This window comes from Salinicola sp. LHM, from assembly GCF_034479735.1.
GTDB classification, from domain to species: Bacteria; Pseudomonadota; Gammaproteobacteria; order Pseudomonadales; family Halomonadaceae; genus Salinicola; species Salinicola salarius.
Genome location: NZ_CP140261.1, coordinates 2,084,599 through 2,106,421, shown reverse-complemented (window position 1 = coordinate 2,106,421; position 21,823 = coordinate 2,084,599). Strand labels below are relative to the sequence as shown.

General features: G+C 61.7%; 21 protein-coding genes and 1 pseudogene. 12 read left to right on the top strand and 10 right to left on the bottom strand.

Annotated elements, in window-relative coordinates; all coding sequences use genetic code 11:
• Nucleotides 1–21: 21 nt before the first annotated feature.
• Nucleotides 22–2,052: an excinuclease ABC subunit UvrB gene (gene uvrB, locus R5R73_RS09730; RefSeq protein WP_071230063.1), complete on the bottom strand. Its 2,031-nt coding sequence runs from the start codon at nt 2,050–2,052 to the stop codon at nt 22–24.
• Between the two features lie 89 nt (nt 2,053–2,141).
• The gene (locus R5R73_RS09725; RefSeq protein WP_071230064.1) at nt 2,142–2,339 is read right to left on the bottom strand and encodes a heavy-metal-associated domain-containing protein; all 198 of its coding nucleotides are present in this window, start codon (nt 2,337–2,339) and stop codon (nt 2,142–2,144) included.
• A gap of 227 nt (nt 2,340–2,566) precedes the next feature.
• On the opposite strand from R5R73_RS09725, the gene R5R73_RS09720 reads away from it, so the two are divergent.
• Nucleotides 2,567–3,607, top strand: a complete 1,041-nt coding sequence (locus tag R5R73_RS09720; protein ID WP_322529541.1) for a folate-binding protein — start codon at nt 2,567–2,569, stop codon at nt 3,605–3,607.
• 15 nt (nt 3,608–3,622) lie between these two features.
• On the opposite strand, the gene R5R73_RS09715 is transcribed toward R5R73_RS09720, so the two are convergent.
• From R5R73_RS09715 to R5R73_RS09705, 3 genes are all read right to left on the bottom strand, one after another.
• Nucleotides 3,623–4,393 (bottom strand): TatD family hydrolase, encoded by a 771-nt coding sequence (locus R5R73_RS09715; RefSeq protein WP_322529540.1) that lies wholly within the window; start codon nt 4,391–4,393, stop codon nt 3,623–3,625.
• A gap of 2 nt (nt 4,394–4,395) precedes the next feature.
• Entirely contained in the window at nt 4,396–4,881 is a 486-nt protein-coding gene (mscL, locus tag R5R73_RS09710; protein WP_276231641.1) for a large-conductance mechanosensitive channel protein MscL, read from the bottom strand.
• A gap of 147 nt (nt 4,882–5,028) precedes the next feature.
• Nucleotides 5,029–6,618 (bottom strand): peptide chain release factor 3, encoded by a 1,590-nt coding sequence (locus R5R73_RS09705; protein WP_071230067.1) that lies wholly within the window; start codon nt 6,616–6,618, stop codon nt 5,029–5,031.
• Between the two features lie 307 nt (nt 6,619–6,925).
• On the opposite strand from R5R73_RS09705, the gene R5R73_RS09700 reads away from it, so the two are divergent.
• The 5 genes from R5R73_RS09700 to R5R73_RS09680 all read left to right on the top strand — a co-directional run bounded on the left by R5R73_RS09700 (nt 6,926) and on the right by R5R73_RS09680 (nt 10,562).
• A complete protein-coding gene (locus R5R73_RS09700; protein WP_322529538.1) occupies nt 6,926–7,153 on the top strand; it encodes a hypothetical protein in 228 nt (75 codons plus the stop codon).
• Nucleotides 7,154–7,380: 227 nt separating this feature from the next.
• Nucleotides 7,381–8,652 carry an ATP-binding protein gene (locus R5R73_RS09695; RefSeq protein WP_071230069.1) on the top strand — a complete coding sequence of 424 codons (1,272 nt, stop codon included), beginning with the start codon at nt 7,381–7,383 and terminating at the stop codon, nt 8,650–8,652.
• A gap of 39 nt (nt 8,653–8,691) precedes the next feature.
• Entirely contained in the window at nt 8,692–9,246 is a 555-nt protein-coding gene (locus R5R73_RS09690; protein ID WP_071230070.1) for a response regulator transcription factor, read from the top strand.
• Between the two features lie 32 nt (nt 9,247–9,278).
• Nucleotides 9,279–10,100: an inositol monophosphatase family protein gene (locus R5R73_RS09685; RefSeq protein ID WP_322529537.1), complete on the top strand. Its 822-nt coding sequence runs from the start codon at nt 9,279–9,281 to the stop codon at nt 10,098–10,100.
• A 192-nt stretch (nt 10,101–10,292) separates the two neighbouring features.
• Complete coding sequence (locus R5R73_RS09680) at nt 10,293–10,562, top strand: GrxA family glutaredoxin (protein WP_071230072.1); 270 nt, start codon at nt 10,293–10,295, stop codon at nt 10,560–10,562.
• Between the two features lie 102 nt (nt 10,563–10,664).
• Here R5R73_RS09680 and R5R73_RS09675 read toward each other — a convergent pair whose 3' ends face one another.
• The 3 genes and pseudogenes from R5R73_RS09675 to R5R73_RS09665 all read right to left on the bottom strand — a co-directional run bounded on the left by R5R73_RS09675 (nt 10,665) and on the right by R5R73_RS09665 (nt 13,616).
• Nucleotides 10,665–11,855, bottom strand: coding sequence for an IS1182 family transposase (locus R5R73_RS09675; RefSeq protein WP_322529550.1), 1,191 nt, complete (start codon nt 11,853–11,855; stop codon nt 10,665–10,667).
• A pseudogene (locus tag R5R73_RS09670) lies at nt 11,801–12,085 on the bottom strand (transposase); the annotation flags it as partial. The pseudogene R5R73_RS09670 and the gene R5R73_RS09675, both read right to left, overlap by 55 nt.
• 208 nt (nt 12,086–12,293) lie before the next feature.
• Complete coding sequence (locus R5R73_RS09665; protein WP_276231419.1) at nt 12,294–13,616, bottom strand: MFS transporter; 1,323 nt, start codon at nt 13,614–13,616, stop codon at nt 12,294–12,296.
• A 407-nt stretch (nt 13,617–14,023) separates the two neighbouring features.
• Here R5R73_RS09665 and R5R73_RS09660 point away from each other — a divergent pair, with 407 nt between their 5' ends.
• The 5 genes from R5R73_RS09660 to R5R73_RS09640 all read left to right on the top strand — a co-directional run bounded on the left by R5R73_RS09660 (nt 14,024) and on the right by R5R73_RS09640 (nt 18,175).
• Nucleotides 14,024–14,899: an acyltransferase gene (locus tag R5R73_RS09660; RefSeq protein WP_322529536.1), complete on the top strand. Its 876-nt coding sequence runs from the start codon at nt 14,024–14,026 to the stop codon at nt 14,897–14,899.
• A complete protein-coding gene (locus R5R73_RS09655) occupies nt 14,839–15,729 on the top strand; it encodes a murein hydrolase activator EnvC family protein (protein WP_110633365.1) in 891 nt (296 codons plus the stop codon). Before R5R73_RS09660 ends, R5R73_RS09655 begins: the two co-directional genes overlap by 61 nt.
• 137 nt (nt 15,730–15,866) lie before the next feature.
• Nucleotides 15,867–17,024 carry a glycosyltransferase family 4 protein gene (locus R5R73_RS09650; RefSeq protein WP_071230074.1) on the top strand — a complete coding sequence of 386 codons (1,158 nt, stop codon included), beginning with the start codon at nt 15,867–15,869 and terminating at the stop codon, nt 17,022–17,024.
• A complete protein-coding gene (locus R5R73_RS09645) occupies nt 16,993–17,550 on the top strand; it encodes a phosphatase PAP2 family protein (RefSeq protein ID WP_322529535.1) in 558 nt (185 codons plus the stop codon). The genes R5R73_RS09650 and R5R73_RS09645 overlap by 32 nt, the downstream gene beginning before the upstream one ends.
• Before the next feature lie 7 nt (nt 17,551–17,557).
• Nucleotides 17,558–18,175 carry an alpha-ketoglutarate-dependent dioxygenase AlkB gene (locus R5R73_RS09640; RefSeq protein WP_322529534.1) on the top strand — a complete coding sequence of 206 codons (618 nt, stop codon included), beginning with the start codon at nt 17,558–17,560 and terminating at the stop codon, nt 18,173–18,175.
• A gap of 120 nt (nt 18,176–18,295) precedes the next feature.
• On the opposite strand, the gene gcvT is transcribed toward R5R73_RS09640, so the two are convergent.
• A complete protein-coding gene (gcvT, locus tag R5R73_RS09635; RefSeq protein WP_071230077.1) occupies nt 18,296–19,408 on the bottom strand; it encodes a glycine cleavage system aminomethyltransferase GcvT in 1,113 nt (370 codons plus the stop codon).
• 37 nt (nt 19,409–19,445) lie between these two features.
• Complete coding sequence (locus tag R5R73_RS09630) at nt 19,446–20,777, bottom strand: alanine/glycine:cation symporter family protein (protein WP_416221236.1); 1,332 nt, start codon at nt 20,775–20,777, stop codon at nt 19,446–19,448.
• A 569-nt stretch (nt 20,778–21,346) separates the two neighbouring features.
• Here R5R73_RS09630 and gcvH point away from each other — a divergent pair.
• Nucleotides 21,347–21,751, top strand: coding sequence for a glycine cleavage system protein GcvH (gene gcvH, locus R5R73_RS09625; RefSeq protein WP_071230078.1), 405 nt, complete (start codon nt 21,347–21,349; stop codon nt 21,749–21,751).
• The last annotated feature ends 72 nt before the right edge of the window (nt 21,752–21,823 follow it).

The following is a 21,823-nucleotide window of genomic DNA, read 5'->3' as shown; positions in this document are numbered from 1 at the left end:
TTCAACGATACCGGCTTCGACTCATCCCAGCTCCAGCAGACGCGCCTTCAAGGTATGCAATTGATCACGCAGCTTCGCGGCCTGCTCGAACTCCAGGTTCTGCGCAGCCTCGTGCATACGATCCTCGAGCTTGCCGATTTCCTTGGTCAACTGCGGCGCGTTCATCGCGCTCAGAGCTTCGCGGGTATAGTCGCCCGGGGCTTCCGCCACCAGCTGCTCGGTTCGCTTGCGCCCGCCCTTGCGCCCCGGCGCCTGCGCCCCTTCCATGATATCGGCGACGGATTTGGTAACGGTCATCGGCGTGATGCCATGCCGCTCGTTATGCTCGATCTGCTTGTTGCGGCGGCGTTCGGTTTCATCCATGGCTCGACGCATCGAGTCGGTAATGCGATCGCCATAGAGAATCGCCTTGCCGTGGGCGTTACGGGCGGCGCGGCCGATCGTCTGGATCAACGAACGTTCGGCGCGCAGGAAGCCTTCCTTGTCGGCATCCAGAATCGCGACCAACGAGACTTCCGGAATATCGAGCCCCTCGCGCAGCAGGTTGATGCCGACCAGCACGTCGAACTTGCCCAGCCGAAGGTCACGGATGATCTCGACCCGCTCGACGGTATCGATATCCGAATGGAGGTAGCGGACGCGAATGTCGTGCTCGTCGAAATACTCGGTTAGGTCTTCCGCCATGCGCTTGGTCAAGGTCGTCACCAGCACGCGCTCTCCGACATCGACGCGCAGCCGGATCTCCGAGAGCAGATCGTCGACTTGCGTGCTCGCCGGGCGCACCTCGATTTCGGGGTCGACCAGCCCCGTCGGGCGTACCACCTGCTCGACCACCTGGCCGGCGTGCTCCGCCTCGTATGGCCCGGGCGTCGCCGAGACGAACACGGTCTGCGGAACGATGCCCTCCCACTCCTCGAAGGTCATGGGGCGGTTGTCCAGCGCCGAGGGCAGGCGGAAGCCATATTCGACCAGGGTTTCCTTGCGCGAACGGTCACCCCGATACATGCCGCCGACCTGCGGCACGCTGACGTGGGACTCGTCGATGAACAGCAGCGCGTCGTCCGGCAGATAGTCGAAGAACGTCGGCGGCGCCTGCCCCGGCGCTCGCCCCGACAGGTAACGCGAGTAGTTCTCGATGCCGTTGCAGTAACCCAGCTCCAGCATCATCTCGATGTCGTAGAGCGTACGCTGCTCGAGACGCTGCGCCTCGACCAGACGTTCGTGCTTTCGAAGATATTCGAGCCGGTCCGCCAGCTCCTGCTTGATCGACTCGATCGCGCCAAGAATCGTGTCGCGGGGCGTCACATAGTGGCTCTTGGGGTAGATCGTCATACGCGGCACCTGCCCGCGCACTTCTCCCGTCAGCGGATCGAACAGCCGGATCGAGTCGATCTCGTCGTCGAACAGCTCGATGCGCACGCCCTCGTCCTCGGCATCCGCCGGGAAGACGTCGATGACATCGCCGCGCACACGATACGTCCCGCGCCGGAAATCGGCGTCGTTACGCGTGTATTGCAGCTCGGCTAGCCGGCGCAGAAAGCTGCGCTGGTCGATCTGCTCGCCGCGATTGAAGTGCAGGCGCATCTTCATGTACTGCTCGGGATCGCCCAGACCATAGATCGCGGAGACCGACACCACGATCAGCGCGTCTCGACGCTCCAGCAGCGCCTTGGTCGCCGACAGCCGCATCTGCTCGATGTGGTCGTTGATCGAGGCATCCTTCTCGATGAAGGTGTCGGAAGACGGCACGTACGCTTCCGGCTGGTAGTAGTCATAGTAGGAGACGAAATACTCGACCGCGTTGTCCGGGAAGAAGCTCTTGAACTCGCCGTAGAGCTGGGCCGCCAGCGTCTTGTTGGGCGCGAGCACGATCGTCGGGCGCTGCAGCGTCTCGACGACGTTGGCCATGGTGAAGGTCTTGCCGGAGCCGGTGACGCCGAGCAGTGTCTGGTGCGACAAGCCAGCGCCGAGGCCGCGAACCAGCCCTTCGATGGCGGCCGGCTGGTCCCCGGCCGGACGATACTTGGATTGGATCTTGAAAGGTTTGTTCATGGTCACTAATTAGGGTCCAAAGTATCTTCATTCAAGGGCATCGTCATTCAAGCATCACCGAGCCACGCCTCACTGCGCCGTCGACTCAATCACTGAGCCGTATAGCCCGACTTCAACGAGGCCACCGCCTTGATCAGCGCGTCACGGGAAACGCGTCCCTCGACTTCCGCCCATTCTCTTCCGATATCGACGCTCTCGACACCGTCCACCATCATCAGAGCCGTGGTAACGCGGTTGAGGTCTTCGGGGGTGGACACCCCTTTCAGGGTCAGATTGATCCGGGACATGCAGTTTCTCCACTACGTTCTATTTACGATGGCCTTTCTACAATTCAGGTAACGAGATTCAGATAAGGTTCAGACAACGTTCAGGCCAGCAGCATAGCGTAGCACGTCGTTTTCGGGGCCGACGTTGCAATGCAGCGGAATCGACGCCATCTTGACGCCAGACTTGTACCGATATCCAGGCACCTGGTATCCCGGTACGCCACCAACATTGTTACGGGAGAGTTTGGATGGACGATTGGCTGGCACATCTCACGGCCGCAGGCGGGCGCCAGTTAAACGATCACGACTGGCATTTCCCGGAAGGCGGTCATCGGCTTGCCGAGGGCAATGGCCTGATACCGCTGACGCATTTCCGCATTCTGGAATGCGAAGGACCCGATGCCGCTCGCTTTCTGCAAGGTCAGACCAGTGCCAACACCGATCACGCCGATGGCGCTTTTGCCCCGTTGACGGCCTTCTGCACGCCCAAGGGCAGAATGATCGCCAATGCCGAGATACTCAAGGTCTCTGCCGAACGCTACTGGCTGCTGCTGGATGCCTCTCTGGCGGGACCGCTGGCCACGCAGCTGGGAAAATACGCCCCTTTCTACAAGATGACGCTGCGCCATCGCGAGGACCTGGCAATCATCGGCATGGTCGGCGAGCCCGAGTCATGGGCCGAGGCCGATCTTCCCGATCTGCCCCGCCTCGACTGGCATATGGCACAGCAGGACGACGTTCTTGCCTTGCGTCACCCTGCCAGCCGATCACGCTTCGTATTGATCCTGCCCACGTCTCAGGCTGCTGCCCGTTGGGATACGTTGCGTCGCCATGCCGATCCCGCCGATACGGCCCTGTGGCGGCGCGCGGACATCGGTGCCGGCGTCGCCTGGCTAACCGCCGAACACAGCGATGCGTTCCTGCCGCAGATGATCAACTGGGAAGCGTTGGGCGGCATCAGTTTCCGCAAGGGCTGTTACACCGGGCAGGAGGTCGTGGCGCGGGCGCATTTTCGCGGGCAGGTCAAACGGCGCTTGCAGATCGCTACCCTGGAAGGCGCTTCGATACCAGCCATCGGCGACGAGATCCGTAGCGCGGAAGACAAGCGCGTGGGAGAAATATTCCAGGCCACGGCCGGTGACGACACCGAACGCTGCGACATCCTCGCTGTCCTCAATACCAGCGTGGATGGCGAATCGGCGCTGTTCGTGGGGGATCGCAAGCTGACCCTGCGTGAATTGCCTTATCCGCTGGAGCGTCTCGACCCTGAGCGGATCGTGGGCGACTGACACACGGACCGAAGCTCACCCGTCAGCATCGAGACCGAACAGCCGGTGCGTGTTGACCCACGCGTTGGCGATCACAGATTCCCGTGTCTGGCCTCGCAGACGGGCAACCGACTCGGCTGTCTCCATCAGGTGGACAGGTTCGTTACGTTGCCCCTGGCGCCCGGATAGCGGCATGTCCGGGCTGTCGCTTTCCAGCACGAAGCCGTCGTCGGGAATCGACTGCACCGCCCGATGCAGTCGTTTAGCCCGATCGTAAGTCACCGCGCCTCCCAACCCGAGACTATAACCGAGATCCAGGAATCTCCTGGCCTGCTGCGGGCTGCCCCCGAAAGCATGAATCAATCCCCGCGCCGGCAGATCGAGCTGCCTGAGCCGCTTGGCCACCTGGTCGTCGGCATGGACGCAGTGAATGATGATGGGCAGCCGATGCCGTTTGGCCAGTTGAAGCTGCGCCTCGAACAGCGCCCACTGCTGCTCCAGCGTATCCTCGAATCTGGCATCGATGCCGCATTCACCGATACCGACCAGATGCTCGTGACGCCCGATTTCCTCCGCCAGCGCTTCCAGATCGCTGTCCGCATGCGCCTCGACGAAATAGGGGTGCAACCCAAGCGAAACGACGACGTCATCACGCTCGCCTAGATCGAGCACGGCAGGCCAACGCTGACGGGTCGTGCCCGGCACCAGGAAGCGCGAGACGCCGGCCGCGTGAGCGCGTTCGAAAACGGCTTCGCGATCGGTGTCGAAACGGTCGAAATCCAGATGGCAATGGGAGTCGAAAAGCATGATCAGCTCCCGACGTTCTCTTCCTGCAAAGGCAGTTCAGCGGTGCAGTGACCGCATTTGGTCGCCTTGATGGGGATCGTCATGAAGCAGTACGGGCACGCCTTGTCCGTCGGCGCCTGGGGAGCGACCGCCTCCTCGCGCTTCAGGCGATTGATGGTGCGTACCAGCAGAAAGACGACGAAGGCGACGATGACGAAACTGAGAACCGCATTCAGGAAGAGCCCATAATCCAGCGTGACGGCGCCAGCCTCCTGCGCGGCCGACAATGTTGCATACGGCCCCGGGGTGCCGCCTTCCTTGAGCACGACGAAGAAATTCGCGAAGTCGACACCACCGATGAGCAATCCGAGCACCGGGTTGAAGACATTTTTCACCAGGCTCTGCACGATCAACGTGAAAGCGCCACCGATGATAATGCCTACCGCCATATCGACGACGTTACCCTTGACGGCAAACTCTCGAAACTCTTTCAAGAATTTGGAAGCCATCGCCATTCTCCTTTTTCTGGTCGACCGGATTACCCAACAACGAACCATCGGCGCCTGCCCAATGCGCGAATGGCCTTCGTCAGCATGGCGCAAGCATTACGGAGCGGCAAGATTCACAAGGCCGCTCCTGTCAGGCAATGCCGGCACTCAGTGCTCGCGGGTGGCCCTGAACTCGATTTCCGGCCAGCGCTCCTGGGTCATCTGCAGGTTGACGCGGGTCGGCGCCAGATAGGTCAGGTAGTCCCCGCCATCCAGGGCCAGGTTGGTACTGGCCTTCCGCTTGAACTCGTCGAGCTTCTTGGCATCCTTGCTGTATATCCAGCGAGCCGTGTTGACATTGACCGGCTCATAAAGGCAGTCGACCTTGTACTCCTCCTTGAGGCGGTGCGCGACCACATCGAACTGCAGCGTACCTACCGCGCCAACGATCAGGTCGTTGTTGTCCAGCGGCAGGAAGACCTGTGTCGCGCCCTCTTCGGAGAGCTGCTGAAGCCCTTTCTGCAGCGCCTTCATCTTGAGCGGATCACGGAGCCGGACGCGGCGGAACAGTTCCGGGGCAAAATGCGGGATCCCGAGGAAGCGCATATCCTCGCCGGCGGTGAAGGTGTCACCGATCTGGATCGTGCCGTGATTGTGCAAACCGATGATATCGCCGGGCCAGGCCTCTTCCACGTGAGACCGGTCGGATGCCATGAACGTCAGCGCGTCCGCGATCTTGACATCCTTGCCAATGCGCACGTGGCGCATCTTCATGTTGCGTTCGTACTTGCCGGAGCAGATGCGCAGAAACGCCACACGGTCGCGATGCTTGGGATCCATGTTGGCCTGGATCTTGAAAACGAAGCCGGAGAAACGCCCATCGTCGGCCACGACTTCACGGGCATCGGTTTCCCGGGCCTGGGGCGTCGGTGCGAACTCGACGAACCCGTTGAGCATTTCACGCACCCCGAAATTGCCCATCGCGGTGCCGAAATAGACCGGAGACAGCTCCCCCCGACGATAGGCTTCCAGGTCAAACTCATGCGAAGCGCCCCGTACCAGCTCGACCTCCATGCGCAGCTCTTCCGCCGCGCTCTCGCCGAGTATCCGGTCGACCTCTTCGCTGTCCAGCCCTTCGATGCGCTTGTCTTCCGGAATCCGGTTGCCCTGCCCCTGAGTATAGAGATGGATCACATCGTCATAGAGATGGTAGACGCCCTTGAACTGACGCCCCATGCCGATCGGCCAGGTCATTGGCGCACACTGCATGCCGAGGACCGTCTCGATCTCGTCCATCACCTCGATCGGATCGCGTGTCTCCCGATCCATCTTGTTGATGAAGGTCAGGATCGGCGTGGTGCGCAGCCGGCAGACCTCCATCAGCTTGATGGTACGGTCCTCGACGCCCTTGGCGGCATCGATGACCATCAAGGCGGAATCGACAGCGGTCAGGGTGCGGTAGGTATCTTCAGAGAAATCCTCGTGGCCAGGGGTGTCGAGCAGGTTGACGATGCGCCCGTTGTAGGGGAACTGCATCACCGAGGTGGTGACCGAGATGCCACGCTCCTGCTCCATCTTCATCCAGTCGGACGTGGCGTGACGCTCGGCCCGCTTGCTCTTGACCGAACCGGCGAGCTGAATGGCGTTTCCGAACAGCAGCATTTTCTCGGTGATCGTGGTCTTGCCCGCATCCGGGTGGCTGATGATGGCAAAAGTGCGGCGGAGGGCCGCTTCCTGCGCAAGCTGAGAATCTGACATGAGTGGTTTCACTGACTGAAGGCGACTCATACGGCATCGATCGATGCTGAGTTCGCGGGGAATCGAAGATAGCGGCGATTAGATGGCGGCGATTGTACGCGTTGAGCCGCAAGAGTTGTAGCTGCCTCGATGCCAGCCTTCCTGGGCTCGAAAAGCGCTCGATCTCGTCTTTCAGCATGAGAAAAAGCGCTATCAAGTCGTCTTTTCTCGACGGGTTGGGCGCATGGCGACGTGGTAGCCTGCTTGTGACATTCCCCCGGCATTCACGCCGAAACATTCCAAAGACTTCCAGCGCAGAGGCTCCGAGATGAAGCCAATTCTAGGGCATGACGCCGACGACAAACCGCTCCGCGAGGGCGATACCGTAACGATGGATGCCTCCCGGGCTGCTTCGGACGCCCCGTCGCTGGGCATCGTTGCCGGCCTGGCGTCCCACAACAACCCCGACGATGCGGTACAGAGCTTGCGCATGACCGATGGCAGCGTGGTCTACGACGTTCATTGTCGCCGGACGGATGCCACGTCCTCTCATTGACAGCGGTAAAGCCCGTTTCGCCCGTTGCGGGTCGATGAATCCTGACCAGTTGTCAATCCCTCGCCGGCCAGACCTGCCTGCGACAAACGGGCGCCCCTCTTCCCCCCTCTCGACGGCCTGAACGCACTCACGCCGCTTCCCGGCATGCGTTACCATAAGGAAGACGCGGGCAGCGATATCGAGTCAGCCGCCCGTCAATCGATCGCCGACTCGACTCCGGAGAGACCATGCTGCAGCCGCTTCCGCTTTCGACGCCGAACCGCAACCTGGTTCGCTTGACGATTGTCCGCGGCATCACCTGGACCGGCTTTCTCGCCGCAATCATCTTCGGCATCGAAGTGCTGGGATTCCAGCTGCATGTGCTGCCGGTCATCAGCATCATCGTCGCCATGGGGTTGTTCAACGTCGCGACCTGGTGGCGTCTTGGCAGACCCCGGGCGGTTACCGATACCGAATATCTGCTGCACTGGCTGGTCGACATTGCCGGGCTGAGCCTGCTGTTCTACTACACCGGCGGTTCGACCAACCCCTTCATCACCTATCTGCTGGTTCCACTGGGCATCGCCGCCGCCACGCTTCCCTGGCTCCACGCCTGGATCATCGCCATGGCAGCCACCGCCAGCTACACCACGATGATGCTGTTCTACCAGCCGGTTCCACAGCTGACCAACAGCACCATCGTCTTTGGTGTGCAACTGCATACCCTGGGGATGTGGCTGAACTTCATTCTCTCCGGCAGCCTGCTGACGTTCTTCATCTTCAAGATGGCGCATACGCTGCGTCGCCGTGACATGACCCTGTCCCGCACCCGTGAAGCGGCGTTGCGCAACGAGCAGATCCTGGCAGTGGCCACCCAGGCCGCCGGCACCGCTCACGAGCTCGGTTCGCCGCTCTCGACAATGGCGGTGCTGCTCAATGAAATGCGCCACGAAGCCAGTGAACAGCCGGCATTGATCGAGGATATCGACATGCTTCGCAAGCAGGTCGATACCTGCAAGCAGCGCCTGCAGACCCTCGTCGCCAATGCCGACCGACGCCGCCTGGAAAAGCCCGAGATATGCCGCGCCACTCCCTGGCTCGAGAATCTGATCCAGCGCTGGCTGGTATTGCGGCCGGACGTTCATCACCGGCTGGAGGTGCTCGGCAAGCGAGGTCAGCCCAGCATTGCGGTGGACGCGACGCTGGAGCAGGCATTGATCAACCTGCTCAACAACGCGGCCGATGCCAGCCCCGATGCGATCGTGACCAGCCTAGACTGGAATGCCGAAGAGGTAGTCATCGATATCCGCGATCATGGCCCGGGCGTACCGATGTCGATCGCGGATCAGTTGGGCGACACCTTCATCTCGACCAAGAGCAAGGGCATGGGTATCGGCCTGTTTCTGACTCACGCTACCGTCAACCGGTTCGGTGGCGGCGTCAGTCTCTACAACCATGAAGAAGGCGGTACGTTGACCGAGGTCAAGCTTCCCCGCGTCAAGGCTGGCGAGAGCCTGTGATGTCACCTCGGTCCGCCATACACCGATGAGGAGTCAGCAATGAGTGACCAGGAACGGACGAATCCGCAGGAACGCCTGCTGATCGTCGACGACGACGAACAGCTCTGTTTCGTCATGGAGCGCGCCATGCGCCGCCGCGGCTACGACGTGGTCGTCGCCCATACGCATGAGCAGGCCCTCGCGGCAGCGCGGGAAGCACCGCCCGCACTGGCGACGCTGGACCTCAAGCTGGAATCCGACTCCGGCCTGAAACTGCTGCCCGCGCTACTGGAGGTGGCCCCGGCGTGTCGCATCGTCGTGCTGACCGGCTACTCGAGCATCACCACTGCCGTGGAAGCGATAAAACTGGGCGCGGTCAACTACCTCTGCAAGCCCGCCGACGCGGACGAGATCCTGCTGTCGCTGGAGCGCGAAAGCGGCGATGTCGATGTGGAAATCGCCGACAACCCGCCGTCGGTCAACCGCGTGACCTGGGAGCACATCCAGAAGGTCCTGCATGAGCACGACGGCAATATCTCTGCCACGGCCAGGGCGCTGGGCATGCACCGCCGCACGTTGCAACGTAAACTGCAGAAACGTCCGGTAAGACACTGACGACTCACTTTCCCATCCGACAGGAGCCCAACGTGAATCACCCCCAACGCCTCGAACAGATGATCCGTATCGCCCGCCGGGCCGGCGACATGATCGTCCAGGCACGCCAGAAGCAGAACTTTTCCCACGATTACAAGGGTGGGGACGAACTGGTGACCGAGGTGGATGTGGCCGTCGACCAGATGATCGCCGAGGAACTCGAAGCCCTCTTCCCCGGCGAAGCCAGGCTGACCGAAGAGCTAGCGCCGGATCGCAGTCAGCTCGAGCAGCGCGGCCCGCTCTGGGTCGTCGATCCCATCGACGGTACCGTCAACTTTGCCTATGGGCACGCTCACGTTGCCGTATCGATCGCCTGGGCAGTGGATGGGGAAGTCCAGCTCGGCGTGGTTCACGCACCGTTCCTCGGCGAAACCTTCACTGCCATGCGCGGCCAGGGGGCGCGGCTCAACGAGGAATCGATGCACTGCAGTCGGCCGACGACACTGGAGCGAAGCCTGGTCGCGACGGGCTTTCCGTACGCCCGCGACAAACGCGCCCCGCTGATCAGGCGACTCAATCACGTCGTCCATGCCTGCCGCGACGTGCGGCGTAACGGCTCCGCCGCCCTCGACCTTTGCCATGTCGGCTGCGGCCAACTGGACGCCTACTACGAGAGCGTCTCGCCATGGGATTTTGCCGCCGGGCTGCTCATCGCGCGGGAGGCCGGCGCCAGCACGAGCCACCTCTACGAATGTCCGGAAGGACTCCCCGTCGAACTCTACGGCGAGAATCTGCTGGTCAGCGCTCCCGGTATCCACGGTGCGCTGGGAGACCTGCTGCGTGGTGCCGATGCAGGGCGTCCCGTGGCGCCATGACCCCGCAGTTCAGCCACGGTCTCGAGTTACCGCGCCACTGACGATCTTCAAGGTGGCAGACACCATGAAGCTTATAGCGGCGCGCAATGATGCACGTAGAAAGACTCTATTGGGCCGACGGGGTTTAATACGAAAGAATAAGCCCCATCTCGTTTTCAGGCCTATACATAATCCGATACAGGAGAATCACCGATGCTGACCGTCATTTTCGGCCGTCCCGGTTGCCCGTTTTGCGTTCGCGCCAAAGATCTGGCCGAAAAGCTGAAGGAAGCTCGCGAAGACTTCGATTACCGTTATATCGACATCCACGCTGAAGGCATCACCAAGGCCGACATGGAAAAGACGATCGGCAAGCCGGTGGAAACCGTGCCACAGATCTTTGTCGATCAGACGCATATCGGTGGCTTCACCGAATTCGACCAGTACGTGCAGGACAAGGCACTGATGCCGGAAAGCGTCTAATCGAGACAGGCGGAAGCGAAGATCCAAAAAAGCCGGCGCGAGCCGGCTCAGACTGCTGACGAACCCACCGATTTCGGTGGGTTCGTTGTTTTCAGGATGGCACTACCCACACCGTCGCCATGCAATCGGCATAACGCGCTGTTGCGATGTCAGCCGAGAGAACACGCCCTGAGGGCTCTGATACGCCTTCAGGTAGCTCAAAATCGCGCTAAAAAGCCGGCGCCATCGCGCCAGCGCTATCTTCTTGAGGTTTTGGCACGCGGCGGCTAGCAGACACTGCTCTCTCACCCGCTTTAGCCCACGCATTCGCGCATAGCGATGCCCATGTAGCTGTTTGGCATCGGCGAAGCTGCGCTCCACCGTTTCTTTCCTGCGTTTGTAGAGCTTCTTGCCCGGCTCCGTCAGCCGTCGGGCATCCACCCGATCCTTGTCGTCCTGCCACACATGTCGCGTGACGGTTTTGATCTGTTTAGCGTTACGGGTACAGGATGCGAGTCGAGGGCAGTCCCGGCAGATTATGGGGTCGCTGCGATAATGGCGGTAGCCGTTGCGATCGGTCGTGGCGTAGGTCAGGGAGTGGCCTTCCGGGCACTGATACGTGTTGCTCTGCGTTTCATAAGTGAACAGTCGCTTCGGCAGATAACCCTTGAGTTTGCTGGGTCGGCGATAGCCGATGACGCCGTAGAGACTGCGCGCTTCCAGCCCGTGGCAGATGGCGGCCGTGAAGTAGCCAGCATCGAGGCCGACACCGATGGGGTTGAGTCCGAAGCGCTGGCACTGATGATCGAGTCTTGCCAGATAGGGAACACTGTCATGCACGCTCGCCGGCGTCACATGGGTATCGGTGATGATGGCGCATTTGCCGTCAACGGTGCGGTGATCCAGGTAGAAGAAGCCGGTAGGCTTGCCGTCGCGCACCATGTAGCCGCTATCGGGATCGGTGAGGCTGATCTTCTTCTCGGTCGTCGCCGGTGCCTTGGCACGCGGCGTCAGGGCTTTTTTCCCTGCTGAGCGCGATCCTCCTCGACCGCCACATCCAGCGCTTCCCAATAATCTTGCGTGCTCGTTTCGACTTCGCGTCGCTCGAGGCGATGCTTGTTGGCGTTGGCCTTGAGATGGGTGCTGTCGGTGTACAGTACCTCGCCGCCGACCAGTCCCTGCGCGATGGCCTGCTCGACCACGGTGTCGAAGATCTCCTGATGGATCGTACTGTCGGAGAACCGGCGGCGCCGGTTCTGACTGATCGTCGAGGCGTCGGGTATCTTGTCGGTCAGTCGCAGCCCCAGAAACCAGCGATAGGCGACGTTGACCTGGATCTCGCGCATCAGTTGGCGTTCGCTGCGAACGCCGAACAGATAGCCGATGAACAGCGCCTTGAACAGCAGTACCGGATCGAGTGCGGGCCGGCCGTTATCGGCGCAGTAGAGATGACGCACCCTGTCGCGAATGAAGGTGAAGTCGAGCGCGGCATCGATCTGGCGCAGGAGGTGGTTGTGGGGAACCAGCTCCTCGAGCGTGACCATCTCGAGTTCATGTTGTTGTGGGGAAGGATCTTTGAGCATGTCGGCAGCTGCAGCGAAAACGGGTCTGCCAATAACAACAAAGCTCCGGCGAAGACGCCAGAGCTTTGTCAGCAGTCTGAGCCGGCGCGAGCCGGCTTTTTGTCGTTCCTGGGATGCTTTTCCGTCATGTCCAGAGCTTTCCCGTCATGGATGCTTGTCGGGCCGATACTCACGCCGGCTGAGCCGATGGCTCATCGAGGGTCAGGTCCGGCTCGCCCTCCAGATCCAGCTCATACTGATAAGGCCCATGCCGTGGGTCCAGTTCGTTGATGTAGTGCGTCGATTCCACCATCGGCACCAACGGGGTGTAAGGCTCCTGCTCCTCTGGCGCCATGACCGGTTCGCGGCGCCACAACCGATAGACGATGAACAGAGCCAGGCCCAGCGCCGCTGCGCCCAGGAACAGCCAGAGACCGTCCGGCCCCATCCCTTGCATCAACAGAGACGCACTGAACGGGCCGACGATCGAGCCTACCCCGTAGCACATCAGGATCTTGGCATTGGCCTGGATCGTCTCCTCGGGCTCCAGCCAGTCGTGGGTATGCGCCAGGCTCAGCGAGTAGAGCGTATGCAGCATCGCGGTGTGGAAACTGGCCACGAAAACCAGCAGCCAGTAGCTGGATCGTGCGGCAAACACGATCAGAATGCCCGAGATGGTCATCACCAGCGCCATGCACAGGATGACCTTGCGCCTGTCGAAACGATCCGAAATCCGCCCGAGCGTCCATTGGGCGATGAGGGCCACCAGGGTCGTGATCGACATGAACTTCGCCGTCTGCGCAGTGGTCAGCCCGATCTCCTGGCCGTAGTACGGCGTCATGGCGAAGAAGGCCTGCACCATCAACCCTGCCACGAACGCGCCGACCAGGCCCACCGGTGCGCGCGCCAGCAACGTTCGCATCGAGATCTTTGCCGACACGTCATGGCTGCTGCGTAGCGGACCTTGGATACGGTGAATCGACAGCGGCACCAGCGACAGCGCGAACAGGATGCCGGCCACCGAAAACAGCACGAACGTGCCGGGGTCGGCCATGTTGAGCATCCACTGCCCGCCCGCCAGCGACAGGGTCGAGATCACCAGATACCACCCCAGCACCCGCCCTCGGTTTTCGTTGGTCGACTCGCCGGATACCCACGACTCCATCACCATCAGCAGCCCCGCCGTCGCCGCGCCGCCGAACAGGCGCCAGACCAGCCACGCCCACGGATCGACCCAGAGCCCGTGCAGGATGGCCGTGGCCGCCAGCAATGCCGCACAGGCGGCGAATACGCGAATGTGCCCTACGCTACGGATGCGCTTTTCCAGCCAGTAGCTACCGGCGACGAAACCGAGCGAAAAGCAGGACATGAGCAGACCTGCCATCTGCGACGGGAACGCCTCCAGCGACATCCGTACGCCCAACAGCGTCATGATCAACCCGTGCCCGAGAAGGAAGCTGATTTCGCAAAGAAACAGAATCGGTAGAGTCGCGGGTAATGAACGCAACGGCATTCTCCAGACAGCAGCGGTTGAGAAACCCATCCGACGAGTTGGCACCGATCCGGCTCGATGAACGGCACCTCATCGCGAACGGAGGCAAAAACGGCGGCAGTCTATCAATTTAGAGGCGATCTTGCCGAGATCCTGCGACATCCGTAACCAGCCGACACCGACATGAATTATTCACATCTTCTGTGGATAACGCTGTGCATTTCCGGTGACGGATAGCAGCGGTCGTCGTTCCTACCCATGCTGACCTTAAATTGGTCAGTTTTTCGACAATGGCAAATCTCACTGTTCACCCCCAGCCACGCCCTCGCCATCCCGTACACTGTCGCCCCCGCGAACGGGAACCCGACGCGCTGTGCAGCCTGACGACATTCCAGTAACATTGAGCCAAGTCATTGATGGAGAATGGCATGTCGACCCTGAAAGGGTGCATCAGCGTCCTGTTGCTGGTTCTCAACACGCTTTTCTGGGGCGTGCCTCTGGTCGTGCTGACGGCGGTAAAACTGGTCACACCGATTCGGCGCTGGCGCCTGCGGGTGCTCGGCGGATTGCACTGGGTCGCACTCGCCTGGGTGAAAACCAACAATGCCTGGATCCGCTACTGGATTCACCCACGGATTCGAGTCGATGTTCCCGAGTCGCTCTCGCCGAACCAATGGTGGCTGGTCATGGCCAACCATCAGAGCTGGACCGATATCATCGTCATGCTCTACGTATTGACCGGTCGCCTGGCCATGCCGAAGTTCTTCCTCAAACGGGAACTGATCCTGGTTCCCATCGTCGGCCTGGCCTGGTGGGCTCTCGAGTTCCCGTTCATGCGTCGCTACAGCCGTGAAAAGCTCGCGCGCCGCCCCGGGCTGGCCGAGCGGGATCGCCGGGCGACACAGCGAATGTGCGAACATGCCCGGGAAATGCCCATGACGATCTACAACTTCGTCGAGGGGACTCGATTCACACCGGAGAAGCAACGCCAGCAGCAAAGTCCCTATCGGCATCTGTTGCGACCCAAGGCCGGCGGTGTCGCCCAGGTCATCGGGCTGTTGGGGGCGCGCCTGGACGGCATCATCGACGTGACGTTGCACTACCGTCGTGGCACACCCAATTTCTGGGATTTCCTCTGCGGCCGCGAGCAGGATATCGCGATGGTCGCGCAACGCCTCGACAGGCCGGGCTGGATGCTAGAGGGGAGCTACGACGATGCCCATTACAAGGAACGTTTCTACACATGGTTGAACGCAAGGTGGCAGGAAAAAGACGCGGCGCTCTCCTCCTACTGCTGGGACTGATTCTACTGCTCGGGGGTTGCGCGAGCGGTGGCGGAGCCAGCATCTCCAACGGGGGCGGCTGGGTGACGGTGCAACGCGGAGATACGCTGGGCAAGATCGCCGATCAGGCCGGCATTCCACTGCTTCGCCTGCAGCGCTTCAATCCTGGCGTAGACTCCCGGCGGCTGGCCATCGGTCAACGCCTGATGCTGCCCTCACGGCAGGAACGCGCGCCGGGCGGTGGCCCCTACCGTTATCAGGTGAGGCGCGGTGATTCCCTCTATTCGATTGCCCGCTATTTCGGTGCCGACCCGCAGCGCGTCCAGGCCGCCAACACGGGAATCGACCCTTCCCGGCTGGCCGTGGGGCAATTGATCCAGGTGCCAATCGGCGGCGGTTCGAGCAGCGGCGGCAGTCGTGCCGCGTCAGCACCGGCAGCTTCGCGCTCGCTTCCGGATCCCGGCCCGCTCCCCGCTTCGGCGCGTCAATGGCAATGGCCATTGGCGAACTACGCCGTCGAGCGTCGTTTCGGTCGTGATGCCCACGGCACCCTTCAGCCGATGATGCTGTCGACGCCCTCCCCGGCGGTCGCCAAGGCCACCGCGCCGGGCAAGGTCCGGTTTGCCAGCGGCATGCGCCAACTGGGTCAGGTGGTCATTCTCCACCATGCCGACAACATGCAGAGCGTCTACGCCTTCTGCGACAAGCTGAGGGTCTCCGAAGGAGACTCCGTCTCCAGCGGGGCACCGCTATGCGACATCGGCCAGGAAAGCGGCAGCAGCCGCTATCACCTGCTGTTCGACCTTCGTCATGGCGGAAAGCCCGTGGATCCCGCGCGCGTGCTACGCTAATCGGCGTGTCACGCATTCGTCATCACCTTGACACATTGGCGTCATCGGTACCCCGCAGGATCGACAACCAGATCGATTACGGTTGGCGGCGAGTCGGGAATCCAGACAGCTTCGCTGGCGTGGAAGGAGTCATCAAAATGCGCATAGCCCTGGTCAGTGAAACCTGGGCGCCGGAGGTCAACGGCGTCGCTCACACCCTGAGCCAACTTGCCAGCCACCTGGTCTCCAAAGGCGTCACGCTGCAACTGATCCGACCCGATCCGGCGGGTGGCGAGCGTGATGCCCTGGCGGAAAGAGATGTTCACGTCCGCGGCGTTTCGCTACCGATCTATGCCGACGTCCATGTCGGCTGGCCGTGCCGACGTCGGCTGGTGCGGCTCTGGCGCCAGGAACGTCCCGACGCCATCTACATCGCCACCGAAGGTCCTCTCGGCTGGTCAGCCTTGAATGCGGCAAGGCACTTGCAGATACCGGTCGTCAGCGGGTTCCACACCAATTTCGATCAGTACGCCAGTAATTACCACCTCGGCTGGAGCATTCCGATTGCCCGCCGCGGTCTGCGATACTTCCACAATCGCTGCGACGCGACGCTGGTGCCCACGTCGGCACAGCGTCAGGCCCTGGAGGATAATGGCTACCGGCGCGTCTCGGTGCTGGCGCGGGGGGTGGACGCCGAGCGCTATCAACCCTCACGGCGGGATGCGGAACTGAGACGCCAATGGGGCGCCAGCCCGCACGATCCGGTGGCGCTTTATGTCGGCCGGCTCGCCAGCGAGAAGAATATCGAACTGCTGGCCACCACCATGGCGGCCATGCAGCGGGCCAACCCGTCGCTGGTACAAGTGCTGGTGGGCGACGGCCCTGCTCGCAGGAGCATTGCCCAGCGACTGCCCGACGCCGTGTTCACGGGCTTCCAGAAAGGAGAAGCCTTGGCGCGCCATTACGCCAGCGCGGACATGTTCATCTTTCCTTCGCTCTCGGAAACCTTCGGCAATGTAGTGCCAGAGGCGATGGCGAGCGGACTCGCCGTCGTGGCATTCGATCATGCCGCAGCGAAGGAGTTGATCACCGATGACGTCGATGGGCGGCTGGTCTCGCCGGACGATCGCGATGGCTTCATCCAGGCAGCGAGCGAGCTTTGCCAGCAGCCCGCTCTCTACGCCCGCCTGGGTCGCCAGGCACGCCAGCGCGCTTCGGGGCTGAGCTGGGCCCATATCGGCGACCGTTTTCTTGCCCATCTCATTCAGGTCCAGGGAACACAGCATGCCGCCACGCACTCAACGTCTCAGGTTTGAACAGCTGGATCGCGCCGAGAGCCGGCTCAGCCACTGGCTGGCGGAATTCTCTCGCCACGCGCCGACCCTCTGGCTATTCCGTCTGGTCAGCCGTCTCGGCGACTGGCCGGCCTGGGTCGCAGTCGCCCTGCTGCAACCCCTCCTGCTGGGCCGGGAGGGATGGCTGATCGCGGCGCACTGGGGGCTGACGGCCAGCGTTGCCGCTCTCGTGTATCGCCTGCTCAAGACCCAGCTGTGCCGGGAACGCCCCTACATCACCTTCGATACGATCCGCTGCACGATGCCGCCGGTCGACCGTTACAGCTTCCCCAGCGGCCACACCCTGCACGCGGTGATGTTCAGCTGTCTGACCGCCGCGAGTACTCCGCAGCTACTGCCGATCGTGATTCCGCTTGCCGTCCTGATCGCGATCTCGCGCGTGGTGCTGGGTCTGCACTATGTCAGCGACGTCATCGTGGGGGCGCTGCTGGGATTCGCTCTGGCCTGGGGCAGCGGCCTGGCCGCCCTGTTCTTCTGGGGCGGGTAACGCTGCCATGTCCGAGCCGGACAGCAACGATTGGCAACGCATCGAAGAGTCGCCGATGCTGGCTCTGCTACCGAATTTTCTCGACGAAGAAGAGGCTTCCCGGCTCTGTCTCGCGCTCGATCATCAAATCGAATGGACCTCCCCAACCCTTCAACTTTACGGACGCCGGCACGTCATTCCGCGCTCCCAATGCTGGATGGGCGACCATGATGCGCACTATCGCTACTCCGGGCGTGCGTTCCAGCCACAGCCGTGGCATTCGCAGATCGAAAAGCTTAAGGATCGGGTTCAGCAGCTATTGCAGGCCCACGAGATGCCGTCGGCCGGTTTCAATAGCGTGCTGCTGAATCGCTACGCCAACGGCGAGCAGCGCATGGGCTGGCATAGCGACGATGAGCCGGAACTCGGCGAGGATCCGATCGTGGCCTCGGTGTCGCTGGGTAGCGAGCGCCCTCTTCGTTTTCGGGAGAAGACGGCTACACCTCGCCGCGCCTTCAACGTCTGGTTGCCCCACGGCAGCCTGTTACTGATGGGGCCCGGCGCCCAGGCCAGGTGGCAACACGCATTAGCCCCGCGAGCGATCGACGGCGTTCGTATCAGTCTCACTTTCCGACGGATTCTTTAGCGTCTCCACCCTTTCCAGCTTCAGCGCCTCTACCTGGAAACAAAAACGCCTCCCTGATTTGGGGAGGTAAAGGAAGATAACGGTATAAATAGAACTCGACGGCTTCGAGTCCTGCGTCGATTATCCGCGATAGTAGTTGGCCGGCACGAATGGCATCGCGCTGATGGTCATCGGCAACCGCTTGCCACGGACATCGGCATAGAGTGTCGTGCCTTTCTCGGCCGCCTCGATCGCTACGTAGGCCATGGCGACCGGCGCCCCGATGCTGGGCCCGAAGCTTCCCGACGTGACCTGTCCGACCTCGCGGTCATCCGCATCGAACAGTTTGGCACCCTCCCGCACTGGCGCCCGGCCCTCGCCGATCAATCCGACGCGACGGCGACGGTGGTCCTTGGCTTGCAGTTGATGCAGCACCATATCGGCCCCGGGGAAACCGGCCTCCCGCTCGCCGCCAACCCGGCGCGGCTTGCCCACGGCCCAGGAGAGACTCGCCTCGACGGGCGTAGTCGTGGTGTCGATATCGTGACCGTAGAGGCAGAGGCCGGCCTCGAGACGCAACGAATCCCGCGCTCCGAGGCCGATCGGCTCGACTTCCGGCTGATCGAGGAACCAGCGCGCCAGCGCTTCGGTGGCCTCCGCCGGTACCGAAATCTCGAACCCGTCCTCACCGGTGTACCCGCTGCGACTGATCCATAGCTCATGACCCATCACCTCGAAACGGCCATGCTGCATGAACACCAGTTCGCAGGCAGCCGGGCAGAGACGCTGCATGACGTCGCGAGCCTGCGGGCCTTGCACGGCCAACAAGCCCCGATCCAGAACTTCCACGTCATGGCCGGTACCGAGGCCAGTGCGCATCAGCGCAACGTCCTGATCCTTGCACGCCGCGTTGACAACCACGTACAGCGAATCGCCATGATTGACGATCATCAGGTCGTCCAGGATGCCGCCTTCGCTGTTGGTGAACAGGGCGTAGCGCTGCCCGCCTTCGGCCAGCCCCACGACATCGGCGGTCACCAGGGTTTCCATCGCCGCGGCGGGGGAAGGCCCGGTCACTCTCACCTGGCCCATGTGAGAGACGTCGAACAGACCACAGGCCCGACGCGTGTGCTCGTGCTCCTTCTTGACGCCCAGCGGATACTGCACGGGCATGCTGTAGCCGGCGAACGGCACCATCTTGCCACCGAGCTCTTGATGCAGCGCGAACAGCGGGGTCTGTTTCATAGTAGACATCGAAGTCTCCAGTTAAGCGCAGAGAGAAAAGTCATGCTTATCGATCACGGCCTTCCAGCGCCTCTCCCGGCAGAACGGTCTTGCCGGCGAAGTGATCGCGAGTCAGCTTGAATACGACCGGGGACAACAGCGCCAGAGCGATCAGGTTCGGGATCGCCATCATCGCATTGAAGGTGTCCGCCACCAGCCAGATGAAATCCAGCTTTGCCATGGCGCCAACCGGCACCGCCAGCACGAACAGAATCCGATAGAGCAGAATCGCCCGGTCGCCGAACAGGTACTGAAAACACTTCTCGCCGTAGAACGACCAGCCCAGGATCGTCGTGAAGGCGAATATCGACAGCGCGATCGCGACGATATGCTGGCCGATACCCGGCAGCGCGCTATCGAAAGACAGCGAGGTCAATGCCGCGCCGCTTTCGCCGTCCAGCCAGTGTACCGAAGTCAGAATGACCAGCGCGGTCATCGTGCACACGACCAGCGTATCGATGAACGTGCCCAGCATGGCGATCAGCCCCTGACGGACCGGATTGCGCGTCTGCGCGGCCGCATGCGCGATCGGCGCACTACCCAGACCGGCCTCGTTGGAAAAGATCCCCCGCGCCACACCGAAGCGGATGGCGGCTGCGACCGCAGCGCCGGCGAAACCGCCACTGGCCGCGATGGGCTGGAACGCGTGCGCGAAAATCGTGCCCAGGGCGTTACCGATCTGATCGGCATTGATGATCAGCACGACGATGCCGGCGGCGAAGTAGGCCACGGCCATCAATGGCACCAGCTTGCCGGCAACACTGGAAATACGCTTGATTCCCCCCAGAATGACCGCACCGGCGAGCACCATGATGATGACTCCGGTCAGCCAGGCAGGCACGCCGAAGGACGTCGTCAATGCATCCGCGACGGAATTGGCCTGCACGGTATTACCGATACCGAAAGCCGCCACGGCACCAAAGAAAGCGAACATCCCGCCCAGCCACGCCCAGCGCTTGCCCAGCCCGTTACGGATGTAATACATCGGCCCGCCGACGTGATCACCCCGGGAATCCGTCTGCCGATACCGAACTGCCAGCACGGCTTCGGCGAATTTCGTTGCCATGCCGACCAGCGCAGTCAGCCACATCCAGAACACTGCCCCCGGGCCGCCGAGCGCGATGGCCGTGGCCACACCGGCAATATTCCCTGTCCCTATCGTGGCCGAAAGCGCCGTCATCAGCGCATTGAACGGTGATATCTCGCCGTCGTTGTGGCTGTCGGCCTCGCTGCGGCGGCCGCTCCATAGCAAACTGAAACCGAGCCCAAGCTTGCGGATGGGCATCAACTTGAGCCCCAGTTGCAGGTAGATACCGACCCCGAACAGCAGAATCAGCATCAGCGGGCCCCAGACCACGCCGTTGATAGCGCTGAAAATCGTAGTGAGTTGATCCACGTCGAACTCCATTTATTGGGTTGTTGTCGCTGTCGAACAGGCCAGAGCGTGCCGCAATAGCCACGAACGCTCATGGATGGCCAAAACGTGGCAACGATAGAGGATTCCACTACGCATCCACAATGATCCCAAAGCCTTTACCCCTCTTGCATGGGCCTCGGCGTGTCGTTGGCTACCTTAGCGAAAAGCCTCTTTTGTTTCCAATAAGAAACACGTACTCCCGGCTTCGAGGGAAAGCGCCAGGCACCAAATTTCCGACACCATCTTCCGATGGCGCTTCCTGGCACCGATGACTGGCCGGAGTCGCTGCATCGAAAGTGCGCAGCCACGCCACGAGGGACGGAAACCCTCCTTACGAGACTGGACGTTTCCCGGATCTGGGCTCAATCTAGTAGCGCGATTCCTGTTCCTTGAGCGGGAAGCATGTGGGGCTATGCCAATCGACGCCACATTGAGGCATAATGCCCACCAAAATTACCTGACTCGAAAATTGTTTCGTATAGGAAACCTTCATGAGCGAAATCCCCAACAACCTGCTCTATACCGATAGCCACGAATGGGTGCTGGACAACGGCGACGGTACGGTGACCGTCGGCATTACCGATCACGCTCAGGAAGCGCTGGGTGACGTGGTCTTCGTCGAATTGCCGGAAGCGGGCCGCGAACTGGATGCGGGCGACGAATTCGGCGTCATCGAGTCGGTCAAGGCCGCGTCCGACCTCTACTCGCCGCTGGCGGGTGAAGTCGTCGAGGTCAACGAAGCACTGGAGGACAGTCCCGAGACCGTCAACGACTCCCCTTATGGCGAAGGATGGATACTCAAGCTGCAACTGGCGGACCAGAGCGATCTGGAATCGCTGATGTCGGCCGAGGCCTACTCCGGTCTGGTCGCCGCCGAGGAAGATCAGGACAGCTGATCATTCTCCTCCATGCCCTCAAGCCGTGACCGTTCGGTGGCGAGCCATCGAGCGGTCGATTTCCCTTCCCTG